This window comes from Pseudomonas sp. PP3, assembly GCF_905336995.1.
Classification (GTDB): Bacteria; Pseudomonadota; Gammaproteobacteria; order Pseudomonadales; family Pseudomonadaceae; genus Aquipseudomonas; species Aquipseudomonas reinekei.
In genome coordinates this window covers 5,871,220-5,889,468 of record NZ_HG995459.1, presented here as the reverse complement: position 1 = coordinate 5,889,468, position 18,249 = coordinate 5,871,220, and the positions used below count along the sequence as shown (strand labels likewise).

The 18,249-nt window shown below is 60.2% G+C and carries 8 protein-coding genes; 6 read left to right on the top strand and 2 right to left on the bottom strand.

What is annotated here, in order from left to right; all coding sequences use genetic code 11:
- Positions 1 to 1,938: a methyl-accepting chemotaxis protein gene (locus KHO07_RS26645; RefSeq protein ID WP_212625959.1), complete on the top strand. Its 1,938-nt coding sequence runs from the start codon at positions 1 to 3 to the stop codon at positions 1,936 to 1,938.
- 158 nt (positions 1,939 to 2,096) lie between these two features.
- Here KHO07_RS26645 and KHO07_RS26640 read toward each other — a convergent pair whose 3' ends face one another.
- Together KHO07_RS26640 and putA are read right to left on the bottom strand one after the other, a co-directional pair.
- Positions 2,097 to 3,899: an acyl-CoA dehydrogenase gene (locus KHO07_RS26640; protein ID WP_212625958.1), complete on the bottom strand. Its 1,803-nt coding sequence runs from the start codon at positions 3,897 to 3,899 to the stop codon at positions 2,097 to 2,099.
- Positions 3,900 to 4,134: 235 nt separating this feature from the next.
- Complete coding sequence (gene putA / locus KHO07_RS26635; protein WP_150735601.1) at positions 4,135 to 8,085, bottom strand: trifunctional transcriptional regulator/proline dehydrogenase/L-glutamate gamma-semialdehyde dehydrogenase; 3,951 nt, start codon at positions 8,083 to 8,085, stop codon at positions 4,135 to 4,137.
- Positions 8,086 to 8,545: 460 nt separating this feature from the next.
- Here putA and putP point away from each other — a divergent pair, with 460 nt between their 5' ends.
- The 5 genes from putP (at position 8,546) to KHO07_RS26610 (ending at position 17,956) form a co-directional block, all read left to right on the top strand.
- Positions 8,546 to 10,030, top strand: a complete 1,485-nt coding sequence (gene putP / locus KHO07_RS26630; RefSeq protein ID WP_212625957.1) for a sodium/proline symporter PutP — start codon at positions 8,546 to 8,548, stop codon at positions 10,028 to 10,030.
- 262 nt (positions 10,031 to 10,292) lie between these two features.
- Positions 10,293 to 12,227 (top strand): type VI secretion system tip protein TssI/VgrG, encoded by a 1,935-nt coding sequence (gene tssI / locus KHO07_RS26625; protein WP_212625956.1) that lies wholly within the window; start codon positions 10,293 to 10,295, stop codon positions 12,225 to 12,227.
- Positions 12,217 to 12,954: a DUF4123 domain-containing protein gene (locus KHO07_RS26620; RefSeq protein WP_212625955.1), complete on the top strand. Its 738-nt coding sequence runs from the start codon at positions 12,217 to 12,219 to the stop codon at positions 12,952 to 12,954. The genes tssI and KHO07_RS26620 overlap by 11 nt, the downstream gene beginning before the upstream one ends.
- Positions 12,954 to 17,576 (top strand): RHS repeat-associated core domain-containing protein, encoded by a 4,623-nt coding sequence (locus tag KHO07_RS26615; protein ID WP_212625954.1) that lies wholly within the window; start codon positions 12,954 to 12,956, stop codon positions 17,574 to 17,576. The genes KHO07_RS26620 and KHO07_RS26615 overlap by 1 nt, the downstream gene beginning before the upstream one ends.
- Positions 17,573 to 17,956, top strand: coding sequence for a hypothetical protein (locus tag KHO07_RS26610; RefSeq protein WP_075947284.1), 384 nt, complete (start codon positions 17,573 to 17,575; stop codon positions 17,954 to 17,956). Before KHO07_RS26615 ends, KHO07_RS26610 begins: the two co-directional genes overlap by 4 nt.
- The last annotated feature ends 293 nt before the right edge of the window (positions 17,957 to 18,249 follow it).

The window sequence follows — 18,249 nt, the reverse complement described above, 5'->3', positions numbered from 1 at the left end:
ATGCAGTTCTGGCGACGCAGTATTCAGTGGCAGTTGATCCTGAGCATGGGTACCGCCCTGCTGGTCAGTATCCTGATCGTGGTTGGCATTTATACCCTCGTGGTCAACCGCCTCGCCCAGCGCTATCTGGTCGAACAAGCGCTGCCGTCGAGCATCGAAGCAATGCGCAACGACATCGAGCGCATCCTCGTCCAACCGCTCACCGCCGCCAAGGACATTGCCAGCAACAGCATGGTGCGCGACTGGCTGGCCGAGGGTGAAAACAGTGCCCAGACCGCTACGTTCACCACTTACCTCGAAGGCATCCGCGCCGAGCACAAAGCCTTTACCGCGCTGATTGTCGGCACCGCATCCAACCATTACTTCACCGAGAAAGGCCTGGACCGCACCCTCAGTCGCTCCAATCCCAAGGACGCCTGGTTCTATGCGTTTCTCGACAGTAACCAGCCACGCACCCTCAATATCGACAACGACACGGCCACCGGAGAATTGGCGCTTTTCATCGACCTTAAAGTTGAGAAGGCCGGCAAAGTCGTGGGCGTTGCGGGCCTTGGCTTGAGTATGAAAGAGCTGTCGGAGCTGATTCACAACTTCAGCTTCGGGGAGCGCGGCAAGGTCTATCTCGTGCGTTCCGACGGTTTGATTCAGGTCCACCCTGAAGCGCAATTCAGTGGCAAACGCACCTTGGCTGAACAGATTGGTGGTCCGGCGGCAGAAGCCGTCATGGGTCAAAAAAATGCCATCAACAGCAGCTTTGTCCGCGAAGGCGAAGATTATCTGGCGTTGAGCCTGCCGCTGCGGGATTTAGGCTGGACCCTGGTGGCCGAAGTGCCGCAGTCGCAAATCTACGCCGAAGCCCGTCGTGCGATGTGGATGAGCAGTGGCATCGGCCTGGTGGTGGCACTGGTGTGCCTGTTGCTGGTGGTGTTGCTGGCCCGAGGACTGGTGCGACCGATTCGTCAGGTAACAGCGGCGTTGGTGGCCATCGGTAGCGGTGGTGGTGATTTGACCCATCGGCTGGATTCCAGCCGCGCCGACGAGCTGGGCGATCTGGCCCGTGGGTTCAATCGGTTCCTCGATAGTCAGCGCGACATGATCGGTGAAGTGCTGACCACCAGTGAGCGTCTGCGCACGGCGGTGGGCCAGGTAGCCAAGGTTGTGGATAACACTGCCGAGCGTTCGGGTCGCCAACAGGAAATGACCGACATGGTCGCGACGGCCGTCCACGAAATGGGTCTGACGGTGCAGGACATCGCCCAGAACGCGGGCAATGCGGCAGTCGCTTCACAAACCGCTCGGGATGAGGCGATGCAGGCGCGGGAAGTGGTCGGTGGCTCGATCCGGCATATTGAGAGCATGTCCGACGAAATCGGCGTTGCCGCCACTGCCGTAGGCGAGCTGGCCCATCAGGTTGCATCCATCGACCAAGTGTTGGCAGTGATTCGCGGGATTTCTGAACAAACCAACCTGTTGGCGCTCAATGCCGCCATCGAAGCCGCGCGGGCCGGTGACATGGGGCGCGGGTTTGCGGTGGTTGCCGATGAAGTGCGCACCTTGGCGCGGCGCACGCAATCGTCCACCGACGAGATTCAGCAGATGATCGGCAGCCTCAAGCAGGGTGCGGAAAATGCCGTGTCATCGATGCATTCCGGGCAAGCAGCGACGGGGACCGGCGTCGAATCGAGCCAGCGGACCGGGGCTTCGTTGACGGCGATTACCGGACAGGTCGAGCGCATCAGCGACATGAACCATCAGGTGGCGACGGCGACGGAAGAGCAGTCGGCGGTGACCGAAGAGATCAACCGCAATGTGCAGGGGATTTCCGATTTGGCCCGGGCGACGGCGGGGGAGGTCAGGGCTTGTCGTGAGGATTGCCAGACGTTACAGCGGTTGGCGGATGATTTGGCGCGGCAGATGGGTGGCTTCAAGCTGAGTTAAGAGACAACTTTGTGGCGAGGGAGCTTGCTCCCGCTGGAGTGCGAAGCGCTCCCGAATCCGGCAACCCGGGTCTATGTGATGCACCGAGTTGCCTGTATTTGCGGCTGCTTCGCAGCCGAGCGGGAGCAAGCTCCCTCGCCACAAAAACTTGCCAGTCGTCAGAACCACTCATCCTGCATGCCCAGGCACACATCATCCCGAGCCTCAAGAATCGCCAGCTCATGATGGCAACCCGGCACTTCCCACGTCAGGAAGTAACGCGCCGCCTGCAACTTGCCTTTATAGAAACTCACATCCGCCGCATTGCCCTTGGCCAACCCTTCCTCAGCGCGAATCGCTTGCTCCAACCAACGCCAGCCAATCACCGTGTGGCCGAACACCTTCAGGTACAGCGCCGAGTTCGCCAGGCTGCTGTTGACCTTGCCTTGGGCCAGATCGGTCAGCAGGCCGATGGTCACGGTTTGCAGGCGGGCCACCAGTTTTTCCAGCGGCTCGCGCAGGGCTGTCAGTGAATCATGGGCCTGTGCGCGTTCGGCGGTGTCGGCGATCAGGCGGATCAGTTGCTTGAGTCCGGCACCACCGTTCTGTGCCAGTTTTCGCCCCAGCAAGTCCAGCGACTGGATGCCGTGGGTGCCTTCGTGGATCGGGTTCAGGCGGTTGTCGCGGTAGTACTGTTCCACCGGGTATTCGCGGGTGTAGCCGTGACCGCCGAGGATCTGGATCGCCAGTTCGTTGGCCTTCAGGCAAAACTCCGACGGCCAGGATTTGACGATCGGCGTCAGTAAATCCAGCAGCTCATGGGCCTGCTTGCGTTCGGCTTCGGTCGCAAGCGTGGTGGTGTCATCGAACAGCCGTGCCGCGTACAGGCCGAGGTCGAACGAACCTTCGACGTAGGCCTTTTGCGTCAGCAGCATGCGTTTCACGTCAGCGTGTTGAATGATCGCTACTGGTGCGGTGTTCGGGTCCTTGCTGTCCGGCACGCGCCCCTGCGGACGTTCGCGAGCGTACTCCAGCGAGTAGAGGTAACCGGCGTAGCCGAGCATCACTGCGCCCATGCCGACGCCAATCCGCGCTTCGTTCATCATCTGGAACATGTAGCTCAGGCCATGGTGCGGCTTGCCCACCAGATAGCCGACACACTCCCCGTTATCGCCGAAGTTCAGCGCGGTGGAGGTAGTGCCGCGCCAGCCCATCTTGTGGAACAGGCCGGCCAGCAACACGTCATTGCGCTGACCCAGGCTGCCGTCATCGTTGACCAGGAATTTGGGCACGATAAATAGCGAAATACCCTTCACCCCGGCCGGGGCGTCTGGCAGCTTGGCCAGCACCATGTGCACGATGTTTTCCGATAGCGGGTGATCGCCACCGGAAATGAAGATCTTGTTGCCTTTGAGGCGGTAAGTGCCGTCAGACGCCGGCTCGGCGCGGGTACGAATATCCGACAACGATGAACCGGCGTGGGGCTCGGTCAAGGCCATGGTGCCGAAGAAGCGACCGTCGATCATCGGTTGCAGGAAGCGGCGCTTCTGCTCGTCGGTGCCGAAGCTTTCGATCAAGTTCGCCGCGCCCATGGTCAGGAACGGATAAGACGTTGAAGCAGCGTTGGCCGACTGGAAATGCGCGAAGCAAGCTTGGGACAGCAGTGTAGGAAGTTGCATGCCGCCGGCGTCGAAACTGCGTGCGGCGTTGAGGAAACCTGCTTCAAGGAAAGCATCCACCGCCGGTTTCACTTCCGGAATCAGAATCGCCTGACCGTCCTCGTAGCGCGGCTCGTTCTCGTCGCCCTTGCGGTTGTGCGGGGCGAAGAACTTCTCGGCGATGTTGCGGGCAGTGCCAATGGCCGCATCGAAGGTTTCGCGGTTGTGCTCGGCGTAATGCTCACGCTGGGTCAGGCCCTCGGCATCGAGGACTTCATACAGCTCGAAAGCCAGATTGCGGGAACTGAGCAACGTCTCGGACATGGCGGCCTACCTTTTATTGGGATGGGCCGAGTCTAGGCGCGGGAATAAACCCTGAACAGGATGATTGATATCGGTGATGGAAGGGCAAAACATCGACCTGTAGGAGCCGGCTTGCTGGCGATGGCGGTGCATCAGACGCACCGTGGTGTATTGATCGCCAGCAAGCCGGCTCCTACAAGGCAAAAAAAATGGGCGCCGATGATGGCGCCCATTTTTACAGTGACTGCATCGTTATTTAACCGATGGTCATCAAACTGGCATTACCACCCGCCGCAGCCGTGTTAACGCTCAATGCGCGCTCAATCACCAGACGCTCCAACGCAATGTTGGTTTCACCTTGCGACAGGCCCTGCACGCCAACGATGGCGCCGGCACGCTTGGCAATCTGCTGGCAAACCGCGCGCAACTGGTCGGAATGGCCGTGATGCAGAACCGCATCGAACACCACTTCGTCCTTGTTCCAGTCGGAAACCAGCTTGATGCGCGCCTGAACTTCCTTCGGCAAGCGTGCGAACAAAGCCTTGGTCAGGTCGGCTTCCGGCCATACCGCCGAACCGCCGACAGCCAATACCGCCGCCAGTTGCGTCAGCAGGTCGCCTTCGACTTCCGCCAGGCACAGCACGTGTTCGCGCGGCAGGATCGCATAGCTGTTGCGCTCGCCGGTCGGGCCGGCCAGAACGCGGGTGATCCCGCTTTGCGATTGCGCGGCGAACTGCACGCACAGGGTGCTCAGGTCGGCGAACTTGTTGCTCTCGGCCCAGGCTTTCAGGGCGGTCAATGGCTTGCTCATGGCGTCACGCAGGCGAACGTCCGGTGCTGCGATGGCATCACCGCGAGCGAAGGATTGTTCGATCGCGTCGGTAGGACGCGTCGACAGCAGGCGGTAAAGGTACAGCGGACCACCGGCTTTCGGGCCAGTACCCGACAAGCCTTCGCCACCGAACGGTTGCACACCGACCACGGCACCCACGATGTTGCGGTTCACGTAGACGTTACCGGCGTTGACGTTGTCGATCACCTTGGCGATGGTCTCGTCGATGCGGGTGTGCACGCCCAGGGTCAGGCCGTAGCCGGAAGCATTGATTTGAGCGATCAGTTGATCGATGTCTTTGCGCTTGTAGCGAACCACGTGCAGCACCGGACCAAAGATTTCCCGCTGCAGTTCGTCGAAGCTTTCCAGTTCGATCAGGGTTGGCATCACGAAGGTGCCGCGTTTGACTTCTTCGGCGTCGGCAATGGCCACCTGGTACACACTGCGACCTTTGTCGCGCATGGCCTGGATGTGCTTCTCGATGCCTGCCTTGGCTTCGGCGTCGATCACCGGGCCGATGTCCACGGACAGGCGCTCAGGATTGCCGAGACGGCTTTCAGCCATGGCACCTTTGAGCATTTCGATGACGCGTTCGGCGGAATCTTCCTGCAAGCACAGGACGCGCAATGCCGAGCAACGCTGACCGGCGCTGTCGAAGGCCGACGAAACCACGTCGATCACCACTTGTTCGGTCAGGGCCGAGGAGTCGACGATCATTGCGTTCTGGCCACCGGTTTCGGCGATCAGCGGGATTGGACGACCCTGGTTGTCCAGACGGCCGGCGATGTTGCGCTGCAGCAAGCGAGCGACTTCGGTGGAGCCGGTGAACATCACGCCTTTGACGCGATCATCACCCACCAGGCCTGCGCCGACGGTTTCGCCACGGCCCGGCAGCAGTTGCAGCACGCCTTCCGGAATGCCGGCTTCGAGGAGCAGGCGCACGGCCTGCGCTGCGACCAGCGGGGTCTGCTCGGCGGGTTTGGCCAGTACCGGGTTACCGGCGGCCAATGCAGCAGCCACTTGACCACTGAAGATCGCCAGCGGGAAGTTCCACGGGCTGATGCACACCACAGGGCCCAGCGGACGGTGAGCGTCGTTGGTGAAGTCGTTGCGGGCCTGCACCGCGTAATAACGCAGGAAGTCCACGGCTTCGCGCACTTCGGCGATGGCGTTGGCGAAGGTCTTGCCGGCTTCGCGAGCCAGCAGGCCCATCAATGGCTGGATCTCGCCTTCCATCAAATCAGCGGCGCGTTCCAGAATCGCGGCGCGCTCAGCTGGCGGAGTGGCCTGCCAGATCGGTGCGGCGTTGAGGGCGCACTGGATCGCATTGTCGACGTCTGCGACGGTGGCTTCCTGCACATGGCCGACCACGTCACGCAGGTCGGACGGGTTCAGCACCGGCGCCGGCGCTTCGTTGCTGGAAGCGCAACCGAGCATCGGCGCGGCTTTCCAGTGGTTGTGCGCGGTGGCGAGCAGGGCGCAGGACAGCGATGCCAGACGATGTTCGTTGGCCATGTCGATGCCGCTGGAGTTGGCGCGTTCGGAGCCGTACAGGTCACGCGGCAGCGGAATACGCGGGTGCGGCAGGCCGAAGCCACCTTCCACGGTCGCCATCTGCTCGATGCTGGCTACCGGATCGGCTACCAGTTCCTGGATGGAGATCGACTGATCGGCGATGCGGTTAACGAACGAGGTGTTCGCGCCGTTTTCCAGCAGGCGACGAACCAGATAGGCCAGCAGGGTTTCGTGGGTGCCGACCGGAGCGTACACGCGGCACGGACGGTTCAGCTTGCCTTCGGAAACTTTGCCTACAACTTGCTCGTACAGCGGTTCACCCATGCCGTGCAGGCACTGGAACTCGTACTGGCCCGGGTAATAGTTCTGACCGGCAATGTGGTAAATGGCGGACAGGGTGTGGGCGTTGTGCGTGGCGAACTGCGGGTAGATGACTTCTGGAACCGACAGCAATTTGCGGGCGCAAGCGATGTAGGAAACGTCGGTGTACACCTTGCGGGTGTAGACCGGATAGCCTTCCAGGCCTTCGACTTGGGCGCGCTTGATTTCGCTGTCCCAGTACGCGCCTTTCACCAGGCGGATCATCAGGCGATGACGGCTGCGGCGAGCCAGGTCGATCACGTAGTCGATCACATACGGGCAACGCTTCTGGTAAGCCTGGATGACGAAACCGATGCCGTTCCAGCCAGTCAGTTGCGGCTCGAAGCACAGGCGTTCGAGCAGATCCAGCGACAGCTCGAGGCGGTCGGCTTCTTCGGCGTCGATGTTCAGGCCGATGTCGTATTGCTTGGCCAACAGGGTCAGCGACAGCAGGCGCGGGTACAACTCATCCATCACGCGCTCGTACTGGGCGCGGCTGTAGCGCGGGTGCAAGGCCGACAGCTTGATGGAGATACCCGGGCCTTCATAAATCCCACGACCGTGGGACGCTTTGCCGATCGAGTGGATTGCTTGTTCGTACGAGGCCAGGTACTTCTGTGCGTCGTGTTCGGTCAGTGCCGCTTCGCCGAGCATGTCGTAGGAGTAGCGGAAGCCCTTGGCTTCGAACTTGCTCGCATTGGCCAGGGCTTCGGCGATGGTTTCACCGGTGACGAACTGCTCGCCCATCAGGCGCATGGCCATGTCGACGCCCTTGCGGATCATCGGCTCACCGCTCTTGCCGATGATGCGGCTCAGGGACGACGTCAAACCGGCTTCATTGTGCGTGGACACCAGTTTGCCGGTCAGCAGCAGCCCCCAGGTCGCGGCGTTGACGAACAGCGAAGGGCTGTTGCCCAGGTGCGGATGCCAGTTGCCGGTGCTGATCTTGTCGCGGATCAGTGCGTCGCGAGTGCCTTTGTCCGGGATGCGCAGCAGCGCTTCGGCCAGGCACATCAGTGCCACGCCTTCCTGGGACGACAGGGAGAATTCCTGCAGCAGGCCTTGAACGATGCCGGCACGGCCGCCAGCGCTCTTCTGGTTGCGCAGTTTTTCCGCGATGGATGCGGCCAGTTTGTTGGTGGCTTCGGCCATCGGGGCCGGCAAACGCGCCTGCTCGATCAGCATCGGCACGACTTCCGGCTCCGGGCGACGGTAAGCGGCGGTGATCGAAGCGCGCAGGACCGATTGCGGCAGGATGCTTTCGGCGAATTCGAGGAAGCACTGGTGGGCATGATCCAGAGGCGCATCGACGGCGTCGTCGGAATCCTTGGTCAAACCGTTCAGCTCGGTCAGGGTTGCACCACCCTCGAGTTTTTCCAGGTAATTGAAAATTGCCTGCTTGATCAGCCAGTGCGGCGTGCGATCAATCGAGGTCGCGGCGGCCTTGAGGCGTTCGCGGGTCGGGTCGTCAAGTTTGACGCCAAGGGTGGTGGTAGCCATGTTTTTATCCTCATATTTGCCACGACCGCGTGGCATCAGCTGGCGGCAAGATTAGCCGCGCGACTGAAGAGGTGCAACCGGGTGCAACCCTTTTTTTGTCGGAATAATACGCAGCTCGTCAGGAAATAATTTCTGGTACGCCAGTGCTGCATTTACTTGGTGCTTTTTGGTTTGGTCGACGGTGATTCTTGCTCCGAAAAGGAGCAAAAACGGGCTTTGGAATTATATTTCCGACTGGGTGCAACTTATTCGGACGAAATGGGTTGCACCTTATTTGCTTTGTTGAATAGCATTCGCGCCCAAGGTGCAACCGTCGAAGAGACCGGTGTACCGGCTGATGGCTTTCCTGGGGAAACATCAGTCATAAATGCGCGGGATCCCGGATCGTCTGTCAAACGTCACCGTTTGCGAGCGGTTCACCAGCCGCCGCTACATAAAAATAAAGCCAGGGCGTCACATAATGAGCGTAAGCAATCCAACACTGATCACATTCGTGATCTACATCGCAGCAATGGTGCTGATCGGCTTGATGGCCTATCGCTCCACCAACAACCTTTCTGACTATATTCTGGGTGGCCGCAGCCTGGGCAGCGTCGTGACCGCACTGTCCGCCGGTGCTTCCGACATGAGTGGCTGGTTGTTGATGGGCCTGCCGGGCGCCATCTACATGTCCGGCCTGTCCGAAAGCTGGATCGCCATCGGCCTGGTGATCGGTGCTTACCTGAACTGGCTGTTTGTCGCCGGTCGTCTGCGCGTGCAAACCGAGCACAACGGTGATGCCCTGACCCTGCCGGATTACTTCGCCAGCCGCTTTGAAGACAAAAGCGGTCTGCTGCGGATCATCTCCGCTGTCGTGATCCTGGTGTTCTTCACCATCTACTGCGCCTCTGGCATCGTGGCCGGTGCCCGTCTGTTCGAAAGCACCTTCGGCATGTCCTACGAGACCGCGCTGTGGGCCGGTGCTGCGGCAACGATTGCCTACACCTTTATCGGTGGTTTCCTGGCAGTGAGCTGGACCGATACCGTACAAGCCACCCTGATGATTTTCGCGCTGATCCTGACGCCGGTTATCGTGCTGCTGGCCACCGGTGGCGTCGACACCACGTTCCTGGCTATCGAAGCGCAAGATCCAAGCAACTTCGACATGCTCAAAGGCACCACTTTCATCGGCATCATCTCGCTGATGGGCTGGGGTCTGGGCTACTTCGGTCAGCCGCACATCCTCGCACGCTTCATGGCGGCTGATTCGGTGAAGTCGATTGCCAAGGCACGACGCATCTCCATGGCCTGGATGATCCTGTGCCTGGGCGGCACCGTCGCCGTTGGCTTCTTCGGTATCGCTTACTTCTCGGCGCACCCGGATGTGGCCGGTGCCGTCACCGAAAACCCTGAGCGCGTGTTCATCGAGCTGGCCAAGATCCTGTTCAACCCATGGGTTGCCGGTGTCCTGCTGTCGGCCATTCTGGCTGCCGTGATGAGTACCCTGAGCTGCCAGTTGCTGGTGTGCTCGAGCGCCCTGACCGAAGACTTCTACAAAACCTTCCTGCGCAAGTCCGCTTCCCAGGTTGAACTGGTCTGGGTCGGTCGCGCCATGGTGCTGCTGGTTGCCCTGATTGCTATCGCGCTGGCAGCCAACCCGGAAAACCGTGTACTGGGCCTGGTGAGCTACGCCTGGGCCGGTTTCGGTGCTGCGTTCGGTCCTGTTGTGCTGATCTCCGTGATCTGGAAAGACATGACCCGCAACGGCGCACTGGCCGGTATCCTGGTCGGCGCGATCACCGTGATCGTCTGGAAACACTTCGAGCTGCTGGGCCTGTACGAAATCATCCCTGGTTTCATCTTCGCCAGCCTGGCGATCTACTTCGTCAGCAAAATGGGCGCGCCGACTGCCGGCATGCTGCAGCGTTTCGCTGCTGCCGAAAGTGATTTCCGCCTGAACAAGTGATGGGTTGAGCGCATGCGCTGAGCCACTGCTTGAATGAAAACGGCCCGCTTCCTTTGGAGGCGGGCCGTTTTTTTTGCCTTCGAAACTCACAATCCCACAGGGCTTGGTGGTGTTTTGCAAAGTTGTCTGTAGTCGGATAAACCGTTTTCTGAAGGTGAATGCTTCAGAGGAAGTAGGGCAAATCTGAATTTTCAGCCTTTTGATCAGGGCTTCCTGGTGCTCATGCAGAATCGCTCGCTTTCATTCTGCAGAGACACATCGGATGTTCGCTTCTGCTAATCAACCACGCTTCTCGCTGACCGTCGACGGCGTCCACGGTGAACTCAACGTGCTTGAGTTCTCGGGCAGGGAGGCCATCAGCCAGCCATACCGTTTTGACGTCGAACTGGTCAGCGAGCGACCGGACATCGATCTCGAAAGCCTGCTGCACCGCCAGGCGTTTCTGAGTTTCGATGCGCAGGGTGCCGGTGTTCATGGTCAGATTTTTCGCGTTGGCCAGGGCGATTCGGGCAGGCGTCTGACCCGCTATCAGATCAGTCTGGTACCGCGCCTGACCTACCTGGGGCAGCGCACCAACTACCGGGTGTTTCAGCACCAAAGTGTGCCGGCCATCATCACGCAGATCTTCAAGGACCACGGCATCCTGGGGGATGCCTTTGCGTTTCAGCTCGGCGGCGATTACCCCGAGCGCGAATACTGTGTGCAATACGCGGAAAGTGACCTGGCATTTATCCAGCGGCTGTGCGCCGAACAGGGGATTCACTACCACTTCCACCATAGCTGCGACGGGCACCTGCTGGTGTTCGGCGATGACCAGACGGTTTTTCCGCGTTTGCCTGACCCGACACCTTACCGACCGGGCAGTGGCATGGCGGTGGATGAAGCGGTGATCAACCGGTTCAACGTCCGCCTGGAAACCCGGCCCACCGTGGTGACGCGCCGTGATTACGACTTCCATCAACCCCGTCTCGAGCTGGAAAGCCGTCTCGACAGCGAGCTATTGCCGGTGTTGGAAGACTACGGTTTTCCGGGGCGATTCAATGATCGCGAAGTTGGCAGGCACCTGGCTCAGCGGGCGTTGGAGCGCCATCGCGCGGATTACCGTCAGGCACAAGGCCGCAGTGATCAATCGGCCCTGCTCAGTGGGCATTTCCTGCAACTTGCCGAGCATCCCCAGAGGGAGTGGAACAACCTGTGGCTGCTCACTGAAATTGAACACCATGGCCGACAGCCGCAAGTGCTTGAAGAGTCGGCGGGGAGCGACAGCTCGGACAGTTTTCAGGGCTATCGCAATAGCTTTCTGGCAACGCCGTGGGATGTCTTTTACCGTCCGCAGTTAGTCGCCAAGCCTCAGGTTGCCGGGTATCAAGCCGCCGTGGTCAGCGGTCCGAAAGACAGTGAAATCCATTGCGACGAGTTCGGCAGGGTCAAGGTCCGCTTGATGTGGGACCGCCATGGTCAACTGGATGAGCATTCCAGTTGCTGGCTGCGCGTGGCCAGCGGTTGGGCGCACGATAGCTATGGCAGTGTGTTGATCCCGCGTGTCGGCATGGAAGTGTTGGTGGGGTTTGTTGATGGCGATGCCGACAAACCGCTGGTGATGGGTTGCCTGCCCAACGCCGTGAACCCGGTGCCGCTGAATCTACCGGCCGACAAGACCCGCAGCATTTTCCGTTCGCGCAGCAGTCCCGGTGGCGGCGGATTCAACGAATTGCGCATCGAGGACCGCAAAGGGGCCGAGGAAATCTACTTGCGCGCCCAGCGCAACTGGAATCAGGACGTGCTGGGGGACATGCATGTTCAGGTCGGCAACCAGCGCAGCGTACTCGTCGGCAGCGCCGAAGGGCTTGCCTCAATAGACCGCCTTCACGTTCACGGCGACCGCCATGTCCGTGTCAGCAACCAATCGCTCAGCGCGAGCGGGAAAGTGCATGTCAGTGCCGGCCAGATGGTCGTTATCAACGGCGGTGACAACACCACGATCCAATCGGGCGGGCACTGGATCAACATTGGCCCGGCGGGGATTTTCAGCAGCGTGCCCATTGAAGTTGGGGGCGCGCCGGTGTCGGCATCAGACGCTTCGACCGTTCAAAGAACACTTGAAACACTCAGCCCAGCACAAGTTTTGAGCCTGAAAAGCGCAGCGCCGTTCTGTGAGATTTGTGCGCGTTGCAAGGAGGGTTTCTGTGCCGCCTGAATCGTTGTCACCTCACCTTTGGCTTGAGCGCCAACCGCTCAAGCCTGGGGAACAGTTGTTTGCCGTTTTCAGTAACACCAGCTCCGCTGAACCCTTCAAGGCCTGGCAACGCTACGGCCCGGCTCAGGCTCCGTGTCCTATCTGGGCGAATACCGTTTACGCCGAGTGGGAGTCGGTCATGCCCTATGTCGCGGTTGTCGATCCCGGCAGTGAGTTTATGGCGTGGGCCGCCTGCACCGAGTCGCGCGATTGGGGTTGGCTGGCAGTTTCTTCTGCAAGTCCGGCGGCGCTGATCGAGCATTTGTGCAGTCTGACGCAAGTGTTGATGCCCAATGGTAGTTTGGCGTTCTTTCGGTTCTGGGACGGGCGATTTCTGTTGCCGATTCTGCAGTCTGCCGAAATCGATGCAGCGGAATTGATGCCGCTGATCGAGCGCTGCCTGGTCAATGGTCAGCCGCTGGAAATTGGCGGTGGCTCGCTGAAAGCCTCCAGGGATTTTCCTTGGTGGGAAGTCCCCGAAGCGCTGCTGCGAGTGCTCGCTGCCGAGTCTGCAGCACCGTTGATCAACAATCTGCTGAAGTGGTTGAGCGAGGACCGCCCGGATTTGTTCGGCGCGTTTTCCGAGGCTGTTTTGCACCACAAAATCGCGGTGTTTCTGCAAACCCCAGGCCTGCCTGACGCATCCAGGACGGCGTTGGTGGATTACCTGTTTGCAGAGCTGAATTGATGGACTGCATCGTCCGCATTGAGCACGAGCTCGACAGTTTCCCGGACACCCTGACGCTCTACCGTCAGCAGCTGGCACGCTGGTTCGCCGAGACCGCCGACAAGGTCAGCCACGCCACCGACATGCCCTCGCTGATGGGCATGGAGCGGGTAATCAAACTGGGTAACACCCGCACCGTAGTCAGCAGCGCTGATGACGACTTTTTTTCGACGGTTGCGCAGTGTCCGCAGGGCGGGATTCTGCACATCGAGAGCAAGTTCGAGTCGGTCCATGACATCCCGCTGGGGAACATTCAGGTCGACGTGATCGCCGTTGATGGCGGTGAAACGAAGACGCTCACGCTGGATGAAAACGGCCGAGGCCAGTTCAAAGGCGAGGCCGGCAAGTTCTACCGCGTGCGAGTGCAGAGCGAGGTCACGCCGCAGCAGGTTGATGAGCTGTTCCAATCCTACGACGGGCTGACGCAGACGCTGGAGCAGTGGCTGCGCAGCGAGTGGCAAAGGTTCAAGCCGCAGTGGTCACAACAGTCAGCCTCGGCGTCATTGGCAGCCGTGGGCAACGGGATGTTGGCCGGTAGCTGGGCGGCGATCGAGGCTGTCTGGGATGGCCTCGGCGAGCTGAGCGACATTCTGAAAGACCCCCGGGCTTACGCCGACAAACTCGGCGCCAGCGCAGGCGAGTTGGCCGCACTGGCCGACAGTGCGCCCGACCTGATCGCAAAGGCCATGTTGCTGGCCAGCGATGAAGCGGCGTTGTGCCTGTTGTTGCGTACCGCGACGTTGTGGCTCGAGGCGTTGCCGCCGACCTACATCGCAGGTTCCTCGGCGGAGGCCATTTCCAGGGTTGTGGTCGGCGTGGTCATCGACCTGCTGATCGGCATCGTGCTGAGCATGGTGGGTGTCGGTATCGCATGGCTGAGTGTGCGCCTGATGAAGTACGGCGCGCAGCTGTGTCAGGCCGTCATGGGCTTTGTGAAGGCGATGGTCGCGATCATCAATCCCTTCATGGGGCATGTCGATCGCTACAAAAAAGTGGCCGCACGGGGTGTCGCGGCGGGCCTGAAAAAAGGCCGGATGGGGTTGCGCTGGAAGGGCCGCAATAACACTTCGTTGAAAAAGGACGAGCCCTTCGACGATGCCCCGACCCAAGCGAAAAACCCCAACGGCGACAGTGCCGATTCCGCCGAGCGCACCGCCACCCACGGCTGCCCGGTGTCGCTGGTCACCGGCGAAGAACTGCTGACCCTGACCGATGGTGTTCTGGATGGTGTGCTGCCGTTCGACTTCACCCGCTTGTACCGCACCAGTGCCGTCGAAATCGACAGCGGCCTCGGTTTTGGCTGGAGCCATTCGCTGGCGCAGCGCCTGGAAATCGATGGCGACAGCGTGGTGTGGATCGACGCGGAAAACCGCCGCACACCGTTTCCGCTGCCGAGCCTGACGCGTCCGGCGATCCACAACAGTTTGTCGCGCGCGGCGATTTATCGGGGCGATGCGCCGGAAGAGTTGATTGTCGCGTTGGCGGGTGAATCGGCGCGGTTTTATCACTTTCTTGATGGGCGCTTGAGCGCGATCAGCGATGCCTATGGCAATCGTCTGACCGTGCAGCGCGACGTGTCCGGGCGCATTCAACGGCTCGATAACGGTGCCGGTCGCTGCCTGTTTTTGCGCTACGAGCGCCAGCACCTGATCGCTGTCGACTATCAGCGTTTTCACCCGACCGACGAGGGCTGGCGCACCGAGCAGACACTGGTGACTTATCGCTACGACGCCCGATGGCGCTTGATCGAAGCCACCAACGCGGCTGGCGAAAAGGAGCGCTACGACTACGACGAACAGCACGTCATTTTGCAGCGGCAACTGGCCGGGGGTGCGAGTTTTTATTGGGAGTGGGAACGCAGCGGCAAAGCGGTGCGCTGTGCCCGGCATTGGGCCTCGTTTGCGCAGATGGACACCCGTTACACCTGGGACGACGACGGTGGTGTGCAGCTCAAACACGCCGACGGCAGCGAGGAAGTCTACGTCCACGACGACCGCGCGCGACTGGTGCGGCGAGTGGCGGCCGACGGTGGCGAACAGCGCAAAACCTATGACGCGCAGGGGCGCCTGGTCGCCGAGCAGGACGCGCTCGGCGCCGTCACCGAATACCGCTACGACGAGCGCGGACGACTGATCGCGCTGATTCCACCGGAAGGCGAGCCAACGTCCTACGAATACCGCAACGGTTTCCTGCACGCCCGCTATCGCGGCCAGGCCAAGTGGACGTATCGGCGCAACGCCCAGGGCGATGTCACCTGGCTGATCGACCCGGATGGCCAGAGCACCTATCACGAGTACGACGCCCAAGGTCGGCTGCTGGCGATTCGTTATCCGGACCACAGCCGCCATCTGTTTGAGTGGAACGGCCTTGGACAACTGCTCGCGGAAACCTTGCCCGACGGCGGGCGGCGGCAGTTTTCCTACGATGCGTTGGGGCGACGGACGACAGTTCAGGACGAACACGGCGCGGTCACTGGTTATGAGTGGGATGCGCTTGGGCGGTTGCTGCTGACGACCTTTCCGACGGGTGCCCGTCGCCGCTTCAGCTACAACGCCTACGGCCAGGTCACCGCCGAAACCGATGAACTGGGGCGGGTCACGCGCTATGAATACGCCGACGATCTGCACTTGGTCAGCCGGCGGATCAACCCCGACGGCAGCGAACTGAAGTACCGCTACGACCACGCTCAACTGTTGCTCACCGAGATTGAAAACGAAGTCGGCGACCGCTATCGGCTGGACTACACGCCCACCGGTTTGATTCAGGCAGAAACCGGCTTCGACGGCCGGCGCACGGCGTACGCCTACGACCTCAACGGCCAGTTGCTGGAGAAAACCGAATTCGGCGATGACGGCTCGCAGCTCGTCACCGGTTATCAGCGCGACAGCGCCGGGCGGTTATTGGTCAAAACCCTGCCGGACGGCAGCAAGGTCGAGTATCGCTACGACGGGCTGGGACGGCTGGTCAGCGTCGACGACGGGCAGGATCACCCGCTGGAGTTCGAATACGACGCCCATGACCGGCTGATCACCGAGCATCAGGGCTGGGGCACGTTGCGTTACGGCTACGACGCCTGCGGCCAGTTGCAGCACCTGCGCTTGCCGGACAACAGTCGCCTTGAATATCACCGCGCGCAAGGCGGGGCGCTGACGGCCATTGACCTTAACGGTTCGCGGCTGACAACGCACACCTTTGTCGGCGGGCGAGAACAACAACGCCAACAAGGCCTGCTGCACAGCGACTTTGCCTACGACGAGCAGGGCCGTTTGCAGGCCCACGCTGTCCGGCAACAGCAGCGACCGCTGTACCGCCGCGATTATGCCTACAGCGCCAACGGCAACCTCGCACAGGTCAACGACACCCGCCATGGCGAACGCCGCTACCAGTACGACCCGCTCGATCGCCTGACCGGTGTTCGCCACGCCCGCGATCAAGACCCGGAAAACTTCAGCCACGACCCGGCCGGCAACCTGCTGATCCACGACCGCCCCGGCCCCTGGCACCTCAAGGGCAACCGCCTGCTGCGCCACGCCGATAGGCATTACACCTACGACGCCTACGGCAACCTGGTCCGCGAACGCCGCGGCCAGGACCTCAGCCAATACACCTACGACAGCCAGCACCGCCTGACCGGCTTCACCTCGCCGGACGGTCGCGAAACGTCCTACCGCTACGACGCCTTCGGCCGGCGCATCGCCAAGACCACCGACGGCCAGACCACACAGTTTTTCTGGCAAGGCGACCACCTCATCGCCGAAAGCAGCCCCGGGCACTACCGCAGCTACCTCTACGAACCCGGCAGCTTCCGCCCCCTGGCCCTGCTCGACGGCAAAGGCCCGAAACACGCCTGCCCGTTCTACTACCACCTCGAACACCTCGGCACCCCGCAGGCACTCACCGACTACAGCGGGGAGATCGTCTGGTCGGCGAGGTACACCGGCTACGGCAAAGTCAGCCAAATCACCCATGGTGGCGGCGAACAGCTGGAGCAACCGCTGCGTTTCCAGGGCCAGTATTTCGACACCGAAAGCGGGCTGCACTACAACCGCCATCGCTATTACCACCCGGATACCGGGCGATACCTGACGCCGGATCCGGTGAAGCTGGCGGGCGGGTTGAACGCGTATCGGTACACGCCGAATCCGACGGGGTGGGTGGATCCGTTGGGGTTGAGTGGGAATTGTCCGGGAGGCGATGGTTGCAAGAGCCCGTCAATGGAGGATCAGGAGCTCTCGAAAAAGACAGTGGCAATTGAAGGAGAACCTCAAATTCCAAGTGCGGGGTATCACAAAGAGGTTTTTGCAGACAAACCAGTCAAACCACAGGAGGCGACCAGTAAATGGGAAGAGTTTTTGGGTGAAGGACCCTATACAAACAAACACCCTCGGACGAGTACCCCGGATCCTGACCGCCTGGTTTCAGCTGATGGGACCAGAAGCATCCGCTATGGGGCTCATGAAATGGGTGGCAACCCGAGTAAGCACCATTACCACGAGGAAAGGTGGATGCTTGAATTGAAAGGGAATGTTATGAACGTAGAAAATACCGTTGTACGTGTTCCATTGGCGAAGAAAAAACAATGAAAGTGACTATAGATAATGTGGCTCACATTGCTGAAGAGATCCTTGTGACATTTTCTACTGACATTGGTAAAGCAGCCGCCATTTGGAATGGTGTGCAACCGAAAATAGGTGAAATTCATGATGTTGAGCTGGAAATCGAACAAAGCGTTTTTTGGGGGAGAAGTGCGCATCGGGCATCAAATGACGACTGCTTCATTGGTTTCGTGGATGGCTTGATAAAATTGACGGGGAATATGGTCTCAGTCGATGCAGAAGGAATGATGGCTTTTGAGGTGGCTGGTTCAGTGATCCTTGTTGAGATAATTGGGTTTGCGGGAAACATTCCGATGGTTGTTGATTTATATGTTGAAAGAGTCGATTTTTTTCCAACTGGTATTTGAGCGAAGCTCCTGACGGATGTACGAAATTTCCGGGCATAGCCTTCGGAAGTTTCCTTCAAAACGTAGCGGCTTTCATGAACTGGTGCAGCGCAGAACTCATCGATAGTCTTTTGCCTGTCACTGAAGTTGAGTGGCAGGGTGTGGAAGCCTTCTATCGTTAGGTGCATCAGTTTCACCATTCGGCGTCTTTTACGCCTGTGTTTTATGGTGGCTGTGCGCGGGGCGCTTTCGAGTGCGCCGGGTGCCTAACGTCCCGGTCTTCCACACCCTCGTACGGCCGCCACCTATTGCGT

Coding starts and splice junctions, on each gene's coding strand:
- KHO07_RS26645 (WP_212625959.1), top strand. CDS start 1: ATGCAGTTCTGGCGACGCAGTATTCAGTGGCAGTTGATCCTGAGCATG.
- KHO07_RS26640 (WP_212625958.1), bottom strand. CDS start 3,899: ATGTCCGAGACGTTGCTCAGTTCCCGCAATCTGGCTTTCGAGCTGTAT.
- putA (WP_150735601.1), bottom strand. CDS start 8,085: ATGGCTACCACCACCCTTGGCGTCAAACTTGACGACCCGACCCGCGAA.
- putP (WP_212625957.1), top strand. CDS start 8,546: ATGAGCGTAAGCAATCCAACACTGATCACATTCGTGATCTACATCGCA.
- tssI (WP_212625956.1), top strand. CDS start 10,293: ATGTTCGCTTCTGCTAATCAACCACGCTTCTCGCTGACCGTCGACGGC.
- KHO07_RS26615 (WP_212625954.1), top strand. CDS start 12,954: ATGGACTGCATCGTCCGCATTGAGCACGAGCTCGACAGTTTCCCGGAC.
- KHO07_RS26610 (WP_075947284.1), top strand. CDS start 17,573: ATGAAAGTGACTATAGATAATGTGGCTCACATTGCTGAAGAGATCCTT.